This is a genomic window from Thaumasiovibrio clandestinus (assembly GCF_047250365.1).
Taxonomy (GTDB): Bacteria; Pseudomonadota; Gammaproteobacteria; order Enterobacterales; family Vibrionaceae; genus Thaumasiovibrio.
The window spans coordinates 64,000-82,763 of the sequence record NZ_JBLBVL010000006.1 but is presented as its reverse complement, the minus strand read 5'-3'; the positions used below and the strand labels follow the sequence as shown (position 1 = coordinate 82,763).

Sequence of the window (18,764 nt, the reverse complement as noted above, 5' to 3'; positions counted from 1 at the left end):
CTTACTCTTGGTTGTCCCAAGGCGGTCGCTGTTTTTGTAAAAACGCCTCGATGCCAGCTTGTGCTTCATCGCCTTTACGAACCACATTGAGTAACGCATGGGTCTCTTGGATATGCTGTTGCGATATTGGGGTTAACTCACGACACAGCCATTTGATTTGTTTAATCGCGTTTGGGCCGCAGGCAAGGGTTTGTTTTGCCCAGTGAAAGGCATCGTCTAGCGCTGTTTGAGATACCTGATGTATCAAGCCAATTTGCGCGGCATGATGCGCGGTAAAGAGATTAGCCGATATAACGAGTGGCTTTAATTGCCGAAAGCCAACAGCACGCAGAATATAAGGGGAGATAAGGGCTGGCACTAGGCCAAGCTTAGCTTCGCTAAAGCAGTATTGAGCGAGTTCGTTAGAAAAAACAATATCGGCGCAAGCGAGCAGACCCAGGCCACCACCGTAGACATCACCAGTGACAGCAATAGCGATGGGTACGGGACAATGATCCATCGCTTCGAGCAGAGCGGCCAATTTGTGGGCCGGGGCGTCGCTGTGTCTATCTTGCATCCAGCGTAAATCAGCGCCAGCACAAAACACGGGTCCAGACGCACTAATCACGATAACGCGTGTGCTAGGGGATTGAAATTGCGCCATCAATTCGTCCATCATATCGACGGAGAGCCGATGGTGAGAGGCCGCTTGATTCAGCTGGATATGCTGAACCTGATCACATACGGTTATCGTTAGTGTGCTCGTTATGGTCATAGTCGTTCCATCTACATTCTAAACACGCCGGGCTGTCGATATGACATCGTCGGCAGCGAAGCGTGGCTCAGTGGCTGAAGAAGAGTGAAACATCGGATCAATGTTAAACGCGTATCCTCAGGGGCAAGGATGCCATCATCCCATAACCGAGCGGAGGCATAAGTCACGTCACTTTGGTATTCATATTGTGCAGCTAACGCATCCGCGACGGTTTTACTTACCCCTACGTGTTTCATTACATCGGCAGCTTGTGTTCCTCCCATGACGGCAATGCGTGCATTTGGCCAGCAAAATAGAAAGTGAGGGGAGTAGGCTCGCCCACACATTGCGTAATTTCCAGCCCCAAAAGACCCACCAATGATGAGTGTGACTTTAGGTACTGTTGCTGTGGCGACGGCCATCACCATTTTTGCGCCGTGCTTAGCAATCCCTTCTGCCTCGGCTTTTTTTCCGATCATAAAGCCTGTGACGTTTTGTAAAAACAGTAAAGGGATCCTGCGTTGGTCACAGAGTTGGATAAAGTGGGCCGCTTTTAGTGCAGACTCAGAATAGAGAACACCGTTATTACCAATTACACCAACTAATATGCCACCCAGCTGGATGAATCCACAGACTAAGGTCGTGCCATACAGTGCTTTAAACTCATCAAACTCTGAACCATCAGCAATTCTCGCAATGACCTCTTTGCAATCGGAGTGTTGCCGATAATCCATGCTCATTACCCCATTGAGTTCCGCTGCGGGGTAAAGAGGAGGTGACGCGGTGGGCAGCGACGGTGGTGCTAAGGTAGCAAAGCTGTGCTTTAGTGCTTCTCGGGCAAGGTCGAGAGCATGAACGTCGTCATTGGCTAAATAATCTGCCACACCTGATGTTTGGGTATGAACTTTCGCACCGCCAAGTGTTTGAGCGTCGACTTGCTCACCAATTGCCGCTTTAACTAGAGGTGGTCCGGCTAGAAATAAGTAACTTTGTTCTTTAACCATGATGGCAACATCTGCCATTGCTGGAATGTACGCACCGCCAGCCGTGCAAGAGCCCATCACAACGGCGATTTGTGGGATGCACTGCGCAGACAGTTGTGCTTGATAGTAAAAAATACGTCCAAAATGTTCTTTGTCTGGAAAGACGGCGTCCTGACGGGGAAGGTTTGCACCGCCAGAATCAACTAAATAGATCACCGGGAGTCGGCAGTTTAATGCGATTTCAAGGGCTCTAAGGTGCTTTTTAACCGTTAGAGGATAATAGGTTCCTCCTTTCACGGCTGGATCATTAGCAATAATAACGCACTCTCGATTCTCGACGTTGATTAAACCAGTAATAATGCCCGCTGCTGGAATGGCCTCGTCATAGACGTCATGGGCAGCGAGTCGACTGAACTCTAGCAGCGTGCTCTGGTCATCCATGAGATGGTCAATGCGCTGTCGCACAGACAGTTTGTCCTGCTTTGCTGGAAGGTCGCGATAGAGCGCTGAGATCGAGGTCAATTTAGACAGCATGGCATCAACATTGCGCTGAAATTGTGTAGAGTCGGTATCTAATGTGCTTGATAGGATCGCCATCATTGCCTCCTTCGCTAAGGATCACTGCTTTGCTATATTCAGTCGCAAAACATGTTAACAAGTGTCTTACCGATGATGAGACGGCGTATTTCGGAAGTACCGCCCCCAATTTCATACAGCTTTGCATCTCGTAATAGTCGTGCGGCAGGGTAATCGTTGGTATAACCATTACCGCCAAGAAGCTGGATTGTATCTGATGCCATTTTTGAGGCGTGCTCGGCTGCCAACAAAATACAGCCAGCAGTGTCTTGTTTAGGGGCGTGTTGGGCGTCATAGTTACGCGCCACAGTATAGACATAACTGCGAATCGCATTCATATTGCTATACATATCGGCCAACTTTGCCTGTACGAGTTGGAAGTTGCCGATGCGCTGACCAAACTGTTGACGCTCACGAACGTAGGGTAAGCAGATATCCATACAGGCTTGCATAATACCCAATGGACCACCTGACAGAATGAGGCGTTCAATATCTAAACCGCTCATCAGTATTTGCGCACCCTGATTGATTTTGCCTAAGAGGTTTTCACTCGGAACATAGCAGTCTTGAAAAACCAACTCAGAGGTATCGGAGCCGCGCATTCCGAGTTTGTCGAGCTTCTGCGCGCAGTGAAATCCGGGCATGCTCTGTTCGATGATGAAGGCAGAAATGGCATCTGGTGCTGTGCGTGCGTATACAATCAATACTGTCGCGGTCGGCCCATTGGTGATCCACATTTTACTGCCGTTAAGGAGGTATCCCCCATCAACCGGCGTTGCGCGTAATTGCATCGACATAACATCTGAACCAGCATTGCTTTCGCTCATTGCTAACGCTCCGATACCCTCACCGCTAATAAGCGCAGGGAGGAATTGGCGTTTTTGTTGTTCATTGGCATGTTTAAATAACTGATTTACGCACAAATTAGAGTGTGCAGCGTAGCTAAGACCTACTGCAGCACTCGCTCGACTAATTTGTTCCATAGCCAAAATGTGGCAAAGGTAATCACAGTGACTTCCGCCATATTCCGATGATACTGTTATACCTAATAGCCCCATCGCGCCCATTTTCTGCCACAAATTGCCCGGCATGGCGTTGAGGTGATCGATATCATTTGCATTGGGCGCAATTTCTGCGTTAGCAAATTCATGTACAACGTCGGCTATCTGCTGTTGTTGGTCTGAAAAACCAAAATCGAGTGGCGAAAATGGATACATAATGCTCTCTCTGCTTGATGATCTGAACCGAACGCGCTACCTGATGGTTGTATGCACATGCATCGCTGAGTATAGGCCAGCGAAAGCGATATTAAGATGGCTCTATCGCCTCTAAACAGCGTGCTTTGGCTGCTTCTAGTTCTGCCATTACGACATCAATATCTTGTCGCCGCGATTCGAGTAGCTCTCTTTTCTCATCGATCAGTGCGATCATGGATTTCAATTGTTGCTCGCTATCGTGGTGATCATAAAGTTCGAATAATTCACGAATTTCTGCTAACGAAAAGCCTAAACGCTTTCCTCGAAGTATTAAACGAAGTCGAATCTTATCGCGGTGATTAAACCAACGAGTTTGCCCTTCACGCCGCGGGCTGATCAATCCTTGATCTTCATAAAAGCGGATACTGCGCGTAGAAACATCAAACTCCTTCGCTAGTTCGCTAATTTTGTACCACTCCATTATTCAAACCTCTTTGTTAATTCTGCTTTACAGGGTAAGCGGGGCTATTCCGACTGGCCTTCTTGGTTAAGTTGACGTTTACGTAAATGTTAGTGCTATGCTTTTGGTAACGTCAAGTACGGAGATAGGTAATGGGGCAATCTCTCAACCAACCTGTTTGGGTTACTGCTGCTTTACGCAGTGCACTAGGTAAGTTTGACGGTGCATTGGCAACCACGCCTGCAGTTAACATTGCTGGAGCAGTGATGCGTGAATTAACTGACTGGAGCGAGATGTTGCCTGACACGGTCTACATGGGGCAGGTATTGCAGGCCGGGGTGGGTCAGGCACCGGCGCGACAAGCAGCCCAATTGGCAGATATGTCAGACGAAGTCCCTGTTACGACAGTCAACAAGGTGTGTGGCTCGGGTATGCAGTCTGTCATTTTAGGGTGTGATCAAATACGTTTGGGGCGCTATGACATGATTGTGGCTGGTGGCATGGAAAACATGTCACTCGCGCCTTTCTTGCAGCCCCGTTGCCGTCCAAAAATGGGCCACTTTGCGGTTAATGATCACCTTTTCACTGATGGATTGGAAAACAGCGATGATCATCAGTTGATGGGGCATTTTGGTGAATTGTTAGCAAACGTAATGGGTTATACCCGTCGAGATCTTGATGAATGGGCAGTGCGTTCTGTTACCTATGCAAAAAAAGCGATTAAAAATGGCTATTTTCAGGATGAAATTGTGGCGGTTGCCGGGGTGGAAACGGATGAAATCCCACCAAGTCTGGACATTGGTCGGATTGAAACCTTACGTCCGGTGTTTCAGCAAGAGGGTGTGATCACGGCTGCAAATGCCAGTGCGATGGCTGATGGCGCAGCAGCATTATTGTTGATGTCTGAAGCGCAAGGACAACGTTTAGGGGTAACACCTTTGGCTTATGTCGTCGGCTATTGCGAGTTTTCGCATGCTGCAAAATGGTTTACCACTGCGCCGATTTATGCAGTGCAAAAGCTACTAACACAGCTTAATTGGCAGGTTGAAGATGTCGATCTCTGGGAGATTAATGAGGCGTTCGCCGTTGTGACTGTTCATGCGATTCATACCCTTAAAATCCCAGCGGACAGAGTAAATATACAAGGTGGTGCATGTGCACTGGGGCACCCCTTGGGTGCGACAGGGGCCAGAATTATGGTGAGCCTAATTCATGCATTGCGTCGCTGTGGCTTAACACGAGGCATTGCCGTGCTTTGCATTGGTGGCGGTGAGGCGACGGCCATCGCAGTGGAAATCCCGAGTTAGTGCATTTTGAAAATGACCATAGTGAGGAATGAAAATGGATAAGTCACTACAGCCTGTTCCCATTTATATCGAGACACAGTGGACTCACTCTTCAACCTCGCGTTGGCAGGAAGTGGTTGACCCCACCACAAATCATCCCATAGCAAGAGTCCCGTTTTGTACAAAATCTGAAATTGATGATGCCGTTGATGCCGCGAAAATAGCCTTTATTGCATGGCGTGATACACCGATTAGTGAACGAGCAAGGCTGATGTTGCGTTATCAAGCACTGCTAAAACAACACCATGATGAGTTGGCGATGATTGTTAGCCGAGAAACAGGCAAGGTAATCGCGGATGCGAAAGGGGATGTATGGCGTGGTATTGAAGTGGTTGAACACGCGGCCAATATCCCTTCTTTGCTGATGGGTGAGCATTTAGAAAATGTGGCGGATGAGATTGATTGTTACAGTGTCACTCAATCATTGGGCGTTTGTGTGGGGATTACTCCTTTTAATTTTCCAGCCATGATTCCTTTGTGGATGTTTCCTCTGGCGGTAGCCTGCGGCAATAGCTTTATTCTGAAACCGTCTGAACGTGTTCCCCATACTGCTGTAAGGCTGTTGGAGTTATTTTATCAATCCGGTGCGCCGGAAGGGTTGGTGCAACTGATTCATGGTGGGCAACCTCAAGCCGAACATCTTTACCAGCATCCTACTGTGAAAGCTGTGTCGTTTGTTGGGTCGGTAGCGGCAGCACAGGCGATCTATTTGGGTGCGAGTACAGCGCTTAAACGGGTTCAGGCGTTGGGGGGAGCGAAGAACCATTTAGTCGTTATGCCAGATGCCAATAAAGAGGAGGTGTTGAACGCATTGGTGGGGGCGTCCGTTGGGGCTGCGGGGCAACGTTGCATGGCGATATCAGTCGTTATCTGGGTAGGAAAAAGCAAGCAGTGGTTAGCGGAGTTAGCACAACGCATGGCGAAGATTAAACCAGGCTTGAGTGATGAAAATGCGGAGTATGGGCCTTTGATATCGCGTCAGGCAAAAGATCGGGTTATCGCGCTGTTAGCGACAGCAGAACAAGAAGGCGCTAGGTGCCTGTTAGATGGACGGGCATTTCAACATCCGACTAACCCAAATGGTAATTGGTTGGGGCCTTCAATTATTGACGGGGTCACAACGCAAATGACGATCTATCAACAAGAGGTCTTTGGGCCTGTGCTGGTCAGCATGTGTGCAGACACATTGCATGATGCGTTAGACATTATTAATGCCAATCCATGCGGTAATGGTACCAGTATTTTCACGTCCTCTGGCGCCACTGCTAGAACGTTTCAGCATCAGGTTGAAGTGGGACAAGTGGGGATCAATGTACCGATTCCAGTCCCTCTGCCCTATTTTTCATTTACCGGTTGGAAGCAGAGCTTTTACGGTGATTTGCACACCTACGGAAAGCAGGCAGTGCGTTTCTATACTGAGACAAAAACTGTTACCGCACGTTGGTTCTCTGATGATAGTGACTCTCCACTCAATATGACGATTGATCTCAAGTAGGTATAACGATGGATTTCTGTTTAACCGAAGAGCAGTTAGCGTTGCAAGAAGCTGCACGACAGTTTGCCGACACGACACTCGCTCCTTTCGCAGCGGCATGGGATGAGCAGAGTGTTTTCCCTCGCGAAGCACTCAGTTCAGCGGGGAAGATGGGGTTTCTAGGCTTATATTCGCCAGTATCTAGTGGCGGGTTGGGGTTAACCCGTTTGGATGCTTGCCTGATTTTTGAAGCGCTGGCAAAAGGATGCACCTCAACCACGGCATATATGACGATTCATAATATGGTGACTTGGATGATTGCCACCTATGGTCGCAGTCAAGCGCTGCAGCCCTTAACGGCTTCGTTGGTGACTGGAGAGAAGTTGGGGTCGTACTGTTTGACGGAAGCCGAAGCAGGGTCGGATGCAGGCGCGTTGAAAACCAAGGCGATTAGTGTGGAAAATGGCTTTCATTTAACGGGCAGTAAAGCATTTATCTCAGCGGCAGGAGATAGCGATGTGTTGCTGGTTATGGCGCGGGAAGAGGATGGCCGTATTAGCGCGTTTGTGGTTGATGCTGATGCGCAAGGGATCAGTTATGGCCGTAAAGAGCCTAAGATGGGTTGGCATTCCCAAGCTACCCGAACGGTCAACTTTGAAAAGGTGTTTGTGTCAACAGCCTTTCGACTTGGTGATGGTGGTGATGGCTTTCATTTTGCGATGCAAGGGTTGGACGGGGGCCGGTTAAATATTGCGGCTTGCTCATTAGGTACAGCGCAACAGGCACTGCGCGTAACGCGAGATTATGTTCAACAACGTCAGCAGTTTGGTCAACGATTGGCCGATTTTCAAACCGTGCAATTTCGGTTAGCTGATATGACAACAGACTTGGTGGCGGCACGGCAATTACTCTATTGGGCGGCATGGACATTGGATAATCACCGTCCAGAAGCAACAGCGGCATGTGCGATGGCAAAGCGCTATGTTACTGACGTCGGTTTTCAGGTTTGCGATCAAGCACTGCAGCTATTTGGCGGCTATGGTTATATCAAAGAGTACCCACTAGAGCGTTATTTTCGGGACACACGCGTACATCAAATTTTGGAAGGAACGAATGAGATTATGCGCCTAATTATCGCGCGCGACCTGTTGGGAAAACACGACCATCTATTGTGACTGGAGGAAGGGCAATGAGCGATAAAGCTAAGATCGATGTTGAACTGCAAGGGCATGTCGCGGTTTTAACCATCGATAACCCACCAGCGAATACATGGACACCCGGTAGCTTAGAGCAGTTGGCGATGCATATGCAGCATTTGCAGCAAGACCGTGCCATTTACTCGGTGATACTGACAGGGCAAGGAGAGCGTTTTTTTTCTGCTGGCGCAGATTTGCACCAGTTTTCCTCTGGTGACAAGGCGCTTGCATGGGAAGTCGCGCAGCGCTTTGAGCAGGCTTTTTCTGCATTGCGGCGATTTCGTGGCGTGGTGATTGCGGCAATAAATGGCTATGCGATGGGGGGAGGGCTAGAAGCGGCACTCGCTTGTGATATCCGCATTGCTGAGCGCCATGCAGTCATGGCTTTACCAGAAGCGCAAGTCGGTTTGCTGCCATGTGCTGGGGGCACGCAGCAATTGCCGCGTTTAGTTGGTGAAGGGTGGGCGAAGAGAATCATACTGTGCGGAGAGCGTTTGCAAGCCCAACAAGCACAAGATATCGGTTTGGTCGAGATAGTGACGTCACCGGGTGAAAGCTTGTCTACTGCTTTAGCGTTAGCTGATCAGGTAGCAAAGCAGTCTCCCGGCTCAGTGGCTGCGTGCAAAACATTGATTGAAGCCAGCTACCAACCGTGTGATGGGCGTGTTCTGGAGCGTGAAGCATTTTTGCAGTTGTTTGACAGTTATGATCAGCAAGAAGGTGTGGCAGCATTTCTTGAAAAGCGTAAACCGCGTTGGCGCAATTCGTAAGGAAGATACTATGCAGCAAGTGCAATTTTCGACTCTCCCTTGTATGAAAGGCTATAAAATAGGGGTCATTAACTTAACCAATCCTAGCGCGTTAAACGCACTGACTTTAACAATGTTACAAGGCATTACGCATCAATTGCAGGAGTGGTTAGATGATCCACTTATAGTGGCTGTGTTTCTCCACACTGAAAATGACAAAGCGTTTTGTGCTGGTGGGGATGTTAAGGCCATGTACGCGACGGCCTCTGAGCCAGATGCGCTAAGTCAGTTAACCCAGTATTTTGAAACTGAGTATCGCTGCGATTATCTACTGCACCGTTATCCCAAGCCGATTGTTGTGTGGGCGAATGGCATCACGATGGGAGGAGGTGTCGGGCTCTTTATGGGGGCGTCACACCGTATTGTGACGCCAGAAACTAGATTAGCGATGCCCGAAATAACAATAGGGCTTTATCCTGATGTAGGAGCAACCTGGTTCCTTAATCGATTACCGTCTGGCTTGGGTCTCTTTTTGGGTATGACGGGAGCCGTGTTAAACGCAACGGATTGTATTGATATTCAATTTGCACAGGCGTGTTTCAACAATGCCGATAAACACGCTTTGCTGGCGGAACTGCAAAATCAGAGCTGGGCGGCAGAGATCAGTGACTATCAGCGTATTGATGATTTGTTAGTGAGCTTTATGCCAGCGACACTGCCTGAAGCGCAGTTATTGCCCTATTTTGCACGAATTCAATCAGCGTGTTGCGCAAAAAACCTTAGCGAGTGTATTGAGAATTTGAATGCGATTCCTGACGCTGATGCGTGGTTAAATCAAGCACGTAATAACTTACGCCAAGGGAGTTTAATAACAGCGCACGTTTGCTTTCGTCAATTACGTGGTTATCACACGTTATCGCTGGAAGATGCGTTTCGATTAGAGCTCGGACTCTCCGTGCAAAGCGTACTGAAGGGCGATTTTATCGAAGGTGTCAGGGCACGATTAATCGACAAAACGCAATCACCGCAATGGCGCTTTGGCCAGATTGAGAATGTAGATATGCAGTTAATCGATGCGTTGTTTGAGCCGCCGTGGCAGCAAAATCCGCTACATAACCTTGGTGGGATTCCTGGGAGATACGTATGATCACCATCGCATTTATTGGGGTTGGAAACATGGGCCTTCCTATGCTTGATAACCTTTTAACGACAGAAGCAACGGTTCAAGCGTATGACATTGATCCATCGGCACGAAAGGCCGCCCAAAGGTTGGGCGCTAGAGTCTACGATAGCATTACCAAAGCGGTAGCGGGTGCCGACGTTGTGATTACGATGTTGCCTGCAGGGGAGCAAGTAAAGCAAGTCTACTTGGGGCATGATGGACATGTTGGCGTCTTGGGCGAGCTGAGCACCAATACGCTACTTATCGATTGCTCTACGGTGGAACCTGACGTTGCCCGATTAGTGGGTGAGCAAGCACATAATATGCACATGCGCTTTGTCGATGCGCCAGTTTCTGGTGGTATTGCTGGTGCTAAAGCGGGTGCGTTGACATTTATTGTTGGTGGCAGCAATGAGGATTACTTAGCAGCGAAAGCCGTATTACAGCCAATGGCAGGACATGTCTTCCACGCTGGTGATATTGGTGCTGGGCAAATGACCAAGATTTGTAATAACTTGATTTTGGGTGCCGTGATGGCAGCAACGTGTGAAGGACTCGCTTTAGGAAAATCGCTGGGATTAGACCCGAAAATACTCAGTGATATCGTGCACCAAAGTTCAGGCAACAATTGGGTGGTGGAAAAGTATAACCCTTGTCCCGGTGTATCTGAACTAACCCCGGCGGCATCAGAGTACGCGCAAGGCTTTATGACCCGACTCATGATTAAAGATCTAAAGCTTGCACTGACGGCGGGAAAGACGTGTGCGCATCCACTGTTGAAGCAATTACCAATGACACAACAGGCATTGGCACTGTTTGAACAGCATTTTTCCCTTTTGGAACATGACCTTGATTTTTCGAGCTTATTTACGCTTTATCAATCAACAAAGGACAATAAAGGAGTGATAGGTGGATCTTGATAATAAAACAGTGGTTATTACAGGTGCAGGGCAAGGAATAGGACAGATCATTGCTGTCACTTTGATTAAAAGTGGTGCTAGGGTGGCGTTGTTGGACATTGGTGATTTATCCGCGACAGAAAAGACCTGCAAAATGTTAAGTGGCGAAGTAAAAAGTTATCACTGTGACGTGACTGATGAAGACGAGGTCGATGCAACGTTTGCTGCGATTGGGCGAGATTTCGGCTCGATTGACGTTTTAGTGAACAATGCTGGCATATTAAAAGACGGCATGCTTGTAAAACGGCGTGAGGGTGACACACAGGTCTTGGGGTATGATCAGTTTCGCGATGTGATGAATGTGAACGTGAACGGGACCTTCCTGTGTGGCCGTGCCGCCGCTAAACAAATGGTAGAGCGTGGCGTAGGTGGTGTTATCGTGAATATATCCAGTGTGTCGCGTGCTGGTAATATTGGGCAGACAAATTATTCTGCCTCTAAAGCTGCTGTTGCGGCTATGACAGTGGTATGGGCGAAGGAGTTAGGACGATACGGTATTCGTGTTGGCGCGATTGCCCCAGGAGTAGTGGAAACCGCAATGACAGATGCGATGAAACCAGAAGCCAAAGAGCGTCTTACTGCCTTAGTGCCCGTGGGTAAAATGGCGAGTGCCGCCGAGATAGCTGAAGGGGTCTGTTTTGTTATTCATAATGAGTATTTTAGCGGCCGAGTATTAGAGCTTGATGGTGGGCTAAGGTTATAATGCTGCAATAACTGTCGCATGTGTAATTAAGTCTCATGTAGGCACGTTTTTTATTTTCACCGCTATTTTCCAAAAATACCTCGCGTACAACGCTAATTAAGCAAAATTAGCGGCAGGGCGTGCAGGTATTCCCCTTATTGTTAAAATTATTCTCAAATTACAATACAGGTGTATAAATATATCATCACCCTGTGGTAATGTTATCTTTACAGGTTTCGTAACAAATAGTGTACGAGGCTGTTTGTGTATGGATAGATGATAACAACGGACGTGAAATATGGAAAACTCAACGTTAGCCCCCGAAAGAGGGCGCATAGGTGTGGCGCACTTAGTACGCTCTTTAGGGCCCGGCATTATGATGGCAGCGGCGGCGGTTGGTGGCTCTCACTTAGTTGCTTCAACGAAAGCTGGCGCGATTTATGGCTGGCAATTGGCGCTGCTCATTTTATTGGTAAATTTGTTTAAGTACCCATTTTTCCGCGCATCTGTACAGTACACGATGGGGACGGGAGATAGCCTTATTCAAGGTTATTCCGGACTAGGTCGTGGCTATCTTTGGGGATTTACGGTGCTGTGTGTTATTTCAGGCATCGTCAATACTGCCGCGTTATTGCTGTTTAGCGCTAGTCTATTGGGCTACTTCTTACCGATAGCATTACCAACGGTGACATTGTGCGTTATCGTTCTAGCCACTTGCTTAGTTATCTTACTGGCTGGCCATTATCGTGCTTTGGACTCGTTATCTAAGGTCATCATGGCTGTATTGGCGATATCGACAATTATTGCGGTTGTGATCGCAGCGTCGAATGGGGCAGTAGCGCCAGCAGACTATCAAGCACCCTCACCTTGGAACATTGCTGCAATAGGCTTCATTGTTGTGACGATGGGGTGGATGCCTGCACCGATCGAGATCTCTTGTTTGACCTCTATGTGGTTAAAGAGTCAGCGTAAGAAGCAAGTGGTAACCGCACAATCTGCACTCTTTGATTTTAATGTGGGTTACATTAGTACAGCTACCTTAGCATTGGTCTTTTTAGCGTTGGGGACCTTAGTAGTGCATGGTTCAGGTATTGAGCTTGCGGCATCAGGCGTTGGGTTTTCTCACCAACTGGTTAATATGTACGCGTCAACCATTGGTGAATGGTCACGTTACCTGATTGCAGTTATCGCCTTCTTTTGTATTTTTGGTAGTACAATTACGGTTATTGATGGATATTCGCGCGCGATTGCTGAGTCCCAACGTCTGCTTCAATCCCATAAGCAAGAGAATCCAAAAGTGTATCAATTTTGGGTGTTGGCTGTTTCGCTAGCCGCATTGGGCATTATCATTTTCTTCGCCTCGGCGTTGATGCCCATGCTTGATTTTGCGATGGTATTGGCCTTCATGACAACGCCAATATTTGCGCTGCTTAATTATACCTTGGTATCCCGCGCTAAATTGCCGTCGGCGTTAAGCATTGGCCCAAAACTAAAAGCCCTCTCTGTAGTTGGTTTGGTTTACTTGTTTGGTTTCCTTGCAATATTTATTTGGTGGAAATGGTTAATGTAACGCGTTAACTATTTCGAACATATTTTTACCGCATTATGGCAATGTCAGCGCCTGAACTGGTGCACTGATGACACCGTTAACGTGAAGTTATCGGTGTCACTTTAACTTACCGTATGGTTATGTAACAAAACCAAATATTTCGAACGCCTTTTATTTCCCTACTTTAAATAAGCGAGCTTTAAGGCTGATAAAAGTCGTATAAATATGATGACGATGTAGATTAGTTTGAAATAATTTCATCATTATTGTCTCTATTTTGATACCTTCCCCCCAAAGAAAAGAATTATGCGCTTCCTCTCCCCCGCGTCAATATAGGCTGCCTACACTCACTGTGTCTTAATGCATAAGCAGTTACTGAATAGTGAGGGGTAAACATGGTCATTAACTATTTGCATGTCAGGGGGGCAACAAAACCTTTGCTCAAAGCCATTGCTGGGCGAGCGATTTTCAGTTTTGGGGTTGTCATTGCATTGACAGGGTGCCCACTAGATGGTGATGACACGGTTCAAGTCTCCTCGTTATCAACACAAGATGAGCAGTTGTATCGCATTATGGAGCAAAGTGATTTAGCGGTAGACCCGAGCCAAAATCGGACGTTCCCATCCATAGATGATCCCATCGCGCAGCTAGGTAAGAAACTGTTTTTCACCAAAAGTTTAAGTGGAGAATTTGATGTGGCTTGTGCATCTTGCCATCATCCAATGTTAGGCGGGAGTGATGAGTTAAGTTTACCTGTCGGCGTTGAAGCTGTGCAGATAAATGTGCTTGGTGTTGGTCGTAAAGACGGTGATGGCCTGCCCAATGTGCCAAGAAATAGCCCCACCACGTTTAATGTAGCGCTTTGGGATCAGGGATTATTTTGGGATTCGCGGGTTGAAAGCTTAACCAAAGCCGCAGATATGAATGGAGAGGGAGGGGGGATTAGCTCTCCTGATTCAGGATTTAATATCGTGGATGAAAACGGTGGAGACAACTTGGTCTCGACACAGGCGCGTTTCCCCATCACCTCAGCAGACGAGATGAAGGGCCATACCTTTGAATCGGAAGGTGATAATACATCAGTGCGTGATCATCTAGCGGCAAGACTTGGTGATTATGGAATAGGGCTTAATGAGTTAACTTCACCTGAATGGCTGGCGGAGTTTCAATTGGCGTTTGACAGTGATGCTGATGCAGAAAGCTTGATAACGTATGACAACATTGGTTTGGCTTTGGGTGAATATCAACGCTCAATGGTATTTGTTGATACGCCATGGCATCGTTACCTTGATGGCGACTTAGAAGCCATTACTGCGCAGCAAAAAGCGGGCGCTTTACTGTTCTTCCTATCTGTTGATGAAGGTGGGGCGGGGTGTGTGGCATGCCATAACGGCGATTTGTTTACTGATGAGCAGAATCATGCCATTGGTTTTCCACAGATAGGTGAAGGCAAGGGTAACGGAACCAATGGAACTGACGACTTTGGTCGAGAGCTTGTGACAGGGTTAGAGAGCGATCGCTACAAGTTTCGTACCCCTGGTCTAATTAATGTTGAAGTCACATTCCCTTACGGACATGCCGGTGTTTATCAAACCTTAGAAGAGGCGATTCGTCAGCATGAATCCCCTCGGGATATGGTGAGTGCCTACTTTGATGCTCAGCAGTGGTGTGACTTACCGCAATTTATTGATGTGGATGTATGTGCAGATCTTTATCCAGAAGGGCGTGATAATTCGTTAGCTGCCGTGAGTGTGGTAGAAGCAGCACAACAGTCAAATACATCATTATTACAGACAAGAGTCTTAACGGACGAAGAACGACAGCAGTTAGTGACTTTTATTCAATCACTAACCGATCCATGTGTAAAAGAGAGGGCTTGCATGGCTCCTTGGATTGCACAAGAGGGGGATGATGACCACGATGGGCAATTATTGCTAGCGACGGATGCGGCAGGAAGTCCGTTATAGCTGATTAATAATAAGTAAAGAGTGGTTTGAATCGCGGTTATTAAAAAAGGTGCCATCGGCACCTTTTTTAATATTCGGAGTTATTGATATCCACGTTTAATACGAGAGATATATTCATTGCGCTATTAAACTGCATAGTGAGTGTGCAACTGACCGTGTTAGCGCATGTTTTAGCGATTGGTATCTTGACTAGACACCGCTAGCAACGCAAACTTGAAGAGCTGTCAACTTATCCTGACAGTTTACGGATGACGCACCATAGGTCGGTGTGTATATTTAGGTTTTAAAGGCTATCAATTATGCGTCTTGAAGTGCAGTGCGAGGATCGGTTAGGTCTTACTCGTGAACTATTGGATATTCTGGCAGAAAAAGAGATTGATTTACGGGGGATCGAGATAGATACCTCCGGCATTATCTTTTTGAATTGCCCTGAAATTGAGTTTGAAGCATTTAGTAAGCTAATGTCTCAGATCCGCCTTATTGACGGGGTGATAGATGTTAGAAAAATTCAATTTATGCCGGGTGAACGGGAGCACAAAGAACTTAAAGCACTCTTAGGTAGCTTACCTGATCCGGTTTTCTCTGTTGATCTTAACGGTAAGGTGGCGTTGGCCAATCAATCAGCCAGTCATCTACTTGGTGTGTCATCGGAAATAATTAAAGGGCAAAATATTGATGAATATTTAAGCCAATTTAACTATTCTCGTTGGCTTGAAAAGCACAAGCGTGATTACACCCCAACACAAAACAGCATTCCGCCAATGCATAGTCAAATGGTGGTGATAGGCGGCCTTGATTATATTATTGAAGTCATGCCTGTGTATGTCTCTGATGAAGCAAAAGCACAAGTGCTAGCCAGTGCCGTTGTGTTATTGAAGGCTGTTACAGGTACACAACGTTTAATTTGGCGTCAAGAGAACGATAATACAGGTTTTGAGCATTTGATCGGTGTATCGAGCCGTTATAAGCAGCTATTGGCACAGGCGAAAAAGTTAGCGCTGCTTGATGCTCCTTTATTGATTCAAGGTGAGACTGGCACTGGCAAAGAAGTGTTAGCCAGAGCGTGTCATCGTCGTTCACAGCGCGCGGAAAAGCCATTTTTGCTTTTAAATTGCCTGTCCATGCCAGATGCTGCGGCAGAAACTGAGCTATTTGGTTATATCGAGTCAGATGGTTCTTCAAAAAAAGGCATTTTTGAACAGGCTGATGGTGGCACTGTATTCCTTTATGAAGTGGGTGAAATGTCGACCCATTTACAAATTAAATTGCTGCGCTTTTTGCAAGATGGGAGTTTCCGTCGAGTGGGTGAAGAGCAAGAACAACGCGTAGATGTTCGTGTTATATGTTCTACCCAGCGTAAGTTATCTGAATTGGTAGCTGAAGGTAAATTCCGAGAAGACCTTTATTATTGTCTCAATGTTTTGTCATTATCGATTCCGCCACTACGCGAGCGAACTGCCGATATTCTGCCGTTGGTTGAGTTATTTGTAACGCAATTTAGTGCGGAACTACAACAAGCGAAACCTGAATTAACAGAGAGATCCCAGCAAGCATTGGTACAGTACCCTTGGCCAGGAAATATCCGTCAGTTGAGAAACATCCTATTACGCAGCTTATCCCAGCTTGAGGGAATGCGATTGGATGAAGAAGACCTGCAGTTGCCTGAGCTAGAGAGTAATACTCTCATCAATGAAGCAAGTTTAGACGGGACGTTGGATGAGATCATGGGACGTTATGAGGCGTCAATTCTCGCCAATCTGTATAAATCTTTTCCATCAACGCGAAAATTAGCTAAACGATTAGGTGTCTCGCATACCGCAGTAGCGAATAAGTTAAGAGAATATGCCATCAATAAGTCGTAGTATGTTGCAAAAATTACGTTTTGGCGCAGATAGTCACGATATAGTGCTTGAGACCTCACGCCTAAGTGTCGCTTTGTCGACGATTCGGGATGCGAGTGCGCTCAACCTCTATTACGTTCGAAATCGACAGTTTTTGACGCCATGGGAGCCACGGCGAGAAGGGAACTACTTTTCTCTCAGTGGTTGGCAACAGAGGATTATCCAGTTAGTTGAGCTGCAAAAGCATGGCTTGGCATTTTATTTTGTTATTCGACAACAGCAGCAGGATGAGGTGATCGGGGTTATTACATACAGTAATGTACTTCGCAGTCCAATGCATTCGTGTTATGTCGGTTACTCGATGGATGAACGCTGTCAATCGCAGGGATATATGTCGGAAGCGTTAGCGGCCACCAATCAATGGATGTTTAATGAACAAAACTTGCACCGCATTATGGCAGGGTATATGCCTCACAATAGTGCGAGTGCTAAAGTTTTAGAGAAACAAGGTTTTGTAATAGAAGGGAAAGCAAAAGATTACCTTTTAATCAATGGGAAGTGGGAAGACCATATCCTCACTTCATTGACGAATATGCAGTGGAATAATTATGACTGAGCAATGGCAGCGTCTCGAGAAACAGTTAGCGCTGATAATCGAAGTCGATCAATTAAAAAATGTATTACGACGTACAAAAGTAAAATCAGCGCAAGGGCGGTTAGAGAACAGTGCCGAGCATAGCTGGCAAGTTACCTTGCTGGCGGTGTTGCTAGAAGAGCATGCCAACCAGCCGGTTGAATTAGCGAAAGTGCTAAAAATGCTACTCATTCACGATATCGTGGAGATCGATGCTGGCGACACCTTTGTTTATGATACGGTGGCAAGTGCAGCCCAAGAAGAGAACGAGATCGCAGCAGCGGAACGGTTGTTTGGTATGTTGCCTGAAGATCAGGCAGTAGTGCTTTATGCGTTATGGCAAGAGTTTGAAGCAGCGCAAACAGCAGAAGCACGCTACGCAAAAGCGTTAGATCGTATGGTGCCTATGTTGTTAAACCATCACAATGATGGACAAAGCTGGGTCGAGCATGGTGTCGCTCGAGACCAAGTTATTCGAGTCAATGGACGCATTGCTGATGGCTCCGCTATTTTATGGGAAAAAATGACCCAAGTGATAGAGCATGCTGTTGAACAGGGCTGGCTTAAACCTTAGTCACGCTCCGAGCGATAGACAAAAGGCAGCCTGATTGTGGGCTGTTTTTTGTAGTAGGCAATAGGCATAGGAACTAGGCACAGAGGATCTGGGCACATAGGAGCAAGGCTGTGATTATTGGAGGTTTTCATCACGTCGCCATCATTTGTACTGATTATCAGAAGTCGAAGCACTTCTATACTGACGTTCTTGGATTGCGAGTGATAGCTGAAACGTATCGCGCGCAGCGTCAGTCGTATAAGCTTGATCTAGCACTTCCAAATGGTCATCAAATCGAGTTGTTTTCGTTTCCATCCCCGCCGTCAAGAATCAATAATCCAGAGGCAACCGGCCTTAGGCATCTCGCCTTTGCGGTAGCATCGGTGACCGCATCATCTGAGTATTTGTTGTCTTATGGTATTGATGTTGAGCCCATTCGTGTCGATGAACTGACAGGAAAGCAATATACGTTTTTTAAGGATCCTGATGGACTCCCGTTGGAGCTCTACGAAAAATAGCCTGCTCCGTCAGGAAGTGACCACTGTATTTAGAGAGTACATGCAACTACAAGAAGAGCCAGTCGATCTACCTGCGGTTCCAAACGAACCACAGCTGCGCACTGTTGGCTCATTGAATGTATTCTCTTGCTAATCATTGCTATTTTAGGTTGTGTGCGTAGAAAACACGTGTTGTAGACTTAACTG

The 18,764-nt window shown here is 47.0% G+C and carries 18 protein-coding genes; 14 read left to right on the top strand and 4 right to left on the bottom strand.

Translation table 11 applies throughout. The features are described 5' to 3' along the window. Window position 1 precedes the first annotated feature (1 nt). The 4 genes from ACKLNH_RS10565 to ACKLNH_RS10550 all read right to left on the bottom strand — a co-directional run bounded on the left by ACKLNH_RS10565 (window position 2) and on the right by ACKLNH_RS10550 (window position 3,969). Entirely contained in the window at window positions 2-754 is a 753-nt protein-coding gene (locus ACKLNH_RS10565; RefSeq protein WP_413112222.1) for an enoyl-CoA hydratase-related protein, read from the bottom strand. An 11-nt stretch (window positions 755-765) separates the two neighbouring features. After that, the gene (locus tag ACKLNH_RS10560; RefSeq protein WP_413112362.1) at window positions 766-2,313 is read right to left on the bottom strand and encodes a carboxyl transferase domain-containing protein; all 1,548 of its coding nucleotides are present in this window, start codon (window positions 2,311-2,313) and stop codon (window positions 766-768) included. 38 nt (window positions 2,314-2,351) lie between these two features. Next, complete coding sequence (locus ACKLNH_RS10555; protein ID WP_413112221.1) at window positions 2,352-3,509, bottom strand: acyl-CoA dehydrogenase family protein; 1,158 nt, start codon at window positions 3,507-3,509, stop codon at window positions 2,352-2,354. A gap of 91 nt (window positions 3,510-3,600) precedes the next feature. Continuing rightward, window positions 3,601-3,969: a MerR family transcriptional regulator gene (locus ACKLNH_RS10550; protein ID WP_413112220.1), complete on the bottom strand. Its 369-nt coding sequence runs from the start codon at window positions 3,967-3,969 to the stop codon at window positions 3,601-3,603. 131 nt (window positions 3,970-4,100) lie between these two features. On the opposite strand from ACKLNH_RS10550, the gene ACKLNH_RS10545 reads away from it, so the two are divergent. From ACKLNH_RS10545 to ACKLNH_RS10480, 14 genes are all read left to right on the top strand, one after another. Further along, window positions 4,101-5,255 (top strand): thiolase family protein, encoded by a 1,155-nt coding sequence (locus tag ACKLNH_RS10545; protein WP_413112219.1) that lies wholly within the window; start codon window positions 4,101-4,103, stop codon window positions 5,253-5,255. Window positions 5,256-5,289: 34 nt separating this feature from the next. Beyond that, window positions 5,290-6,789, top strand: a complete 1,500-nt coding sequence (locus ACKLNH_RS10540; RefSeq protein ID WP_413112218.1) for a CoA-acylating methylmalonate-semialdehyde dehydrogenase — start codon at window positions 5,290-5,292, stop codon at window positions 6,787-6,789. An 8-nt stretch (window positions 6,790-6,797) separates the two neighbouring features. Then, complete coding sequence (locus tag ACKLNH_RS10535; protein ID WP_413112217.1) at window positions 6,798-7,943, top strand: acyl-CoA dehydrogenase family protein; 1,146 nt, start codon at window positions 6,798-6,800, stop codon at window positions 7,941-7,943. 14 nt (window positions 7,944-7,957) lie between these two features. Further along, window positions 7,958-8,734: an enoyl-CoA hydratase gene (locus ACKLNH_RS10530; protein ID WP_413112216.1), complete on the top strand. Its 777-nt coding sequence runs from the start codon at window positions 7,958-7,960 to the stop codon at window positions 8,732-8,734. A 10-nt stretch (window positions 8,735-8,744) separates the two neighbouring features. Continuing rightward, window positions 8,745-9,860: an enoyl-CoA hydratase/isomerase family protein gene (locus tag ACKLNH_RS10525; RefSeq protein ID WP_413112215.1), complete on the top strand. Its 1,116-nt coding sequence runs from the start codon at window positions 8,745-8,747 to the stop codon at window positions 9,858-9,860. Continuing rightward, entirely contained in the window at window positions 9,857-10,795 is a 939-nt protein-coding gene (mmsB, locus tag ACKLNH_RS10520) for a 3-hydroxyisobutyrate dehydrogenase (protein ID WP_413112214.1), read from the top strand. Before ACKLNH_RS10525 ends, mmsB begins: the two co-directional genes overlap by 4 nt. After that, window positions 10,785-11,537: an SDR family NAD(P)-dependent oxidoreductase gene (locus ACKLNH_RS10515; RefSeq protein WP_413112213.1), complete on the top strand. Its 753-nt coding sequence runs from the start codon at window positions 10,785-10,787 to the stop codon at window positions 11,535-11,537. The genes mmsB and ACKLNH_RS10515 overlap by 11 nt, the downstream gene beginning before the upstream one ends. Window positions 11,538-11,814: 277 nt before the next feature. Continuing rightward, entirely contained in the window at window positions 11,815-13,086 is a 1,272-nt protein-coding gene (locus tag ACKLNH_RS10510) for an NRAMP family divalent metal transporter (RefSeq protein WP_413112212.1), read from the top strand. Between the two features lie 374 nt (window positions 13,087-13,460). After that, window positions 13,461-15,032: a cytochrome-c peroxidase gene (locus ACKLNH_RS10505; protein ID WP_413112211.1), complete on the top strand. Its 1,572-nt coding sequence runs from the start codon at window positions 13,461-13,463 to the stop codon at window positions 15,030-15,032. Window positions 15,033-15,331: 299 nt separating this feature from the next. Continuing rightward, complete coding sequence (tyrR, locus tag ACKLNH_RS10500; RefSeq protein WP_413112210.1) at window positions 15,332-16,894, top strand: transcriptional regulator TyrR; 1,563 nt, start codon at window positions 15,332-15,334, stop codon at window positions 16,892-16,894. Window position 16,895: 1 nt separating this feature from the next. Then, window positions 16,896-17,489 carry a ribosomal protein S5-alanine N-acetyltransferase gene (rimJ, locus tag ACKLNH_RS10495; RefSeq protein ID WP_413112209.1) on the top strand — a complete coding sequence of 198 codons (594 nt, stop codon included), beginning with the start codon at window positions 16,896-16,898 and terminating at the stop codon, window positions 17,487-17,489. Beyond that, a complete protein-coding gene (locus ACKLNH_RS10490; protein WP_413112208.1) occupies window positions 17,482-18,081 on the top strand; it encodes an HD domain-containing protein in 600 nt (199 codons plus the stop codon). Before rimJ ends, ACKLNH_RS10490 begins: the two co-directional genes overlap by 8 nt. A gap of 113 nt (window positions 18,082-18,194) precedes the next feature. Then, window positions 18,195-18,578, top strand: a complete 384-nt coding sequence (gene gloA2, locus ACKLNH_RS10485; RefSeq protein ID WP_413112361.1) for an SMU1112c/YaeR family gloxylase I-like metalloprotein — start codon at window positions 18,195-18,197, stop codon at window positions 18,576-18,578. After that, window positions 18,547-18,711, top strand: a complete 165-nt coding sequence (locus ACKLNH_RS10480) for a hypothetical protein (protein ID WP_413112207.1) — start codon at window positions 18,547-18,549, stop codon at window positions 18,709-18,711. The genes gloA2 and ACKLNH_RS10480 overlap by 32 nt, the downstream gene beginning before the upstream one ends. Window positions 18,712-18,764 lie beyond the last annotated feature (53 nt).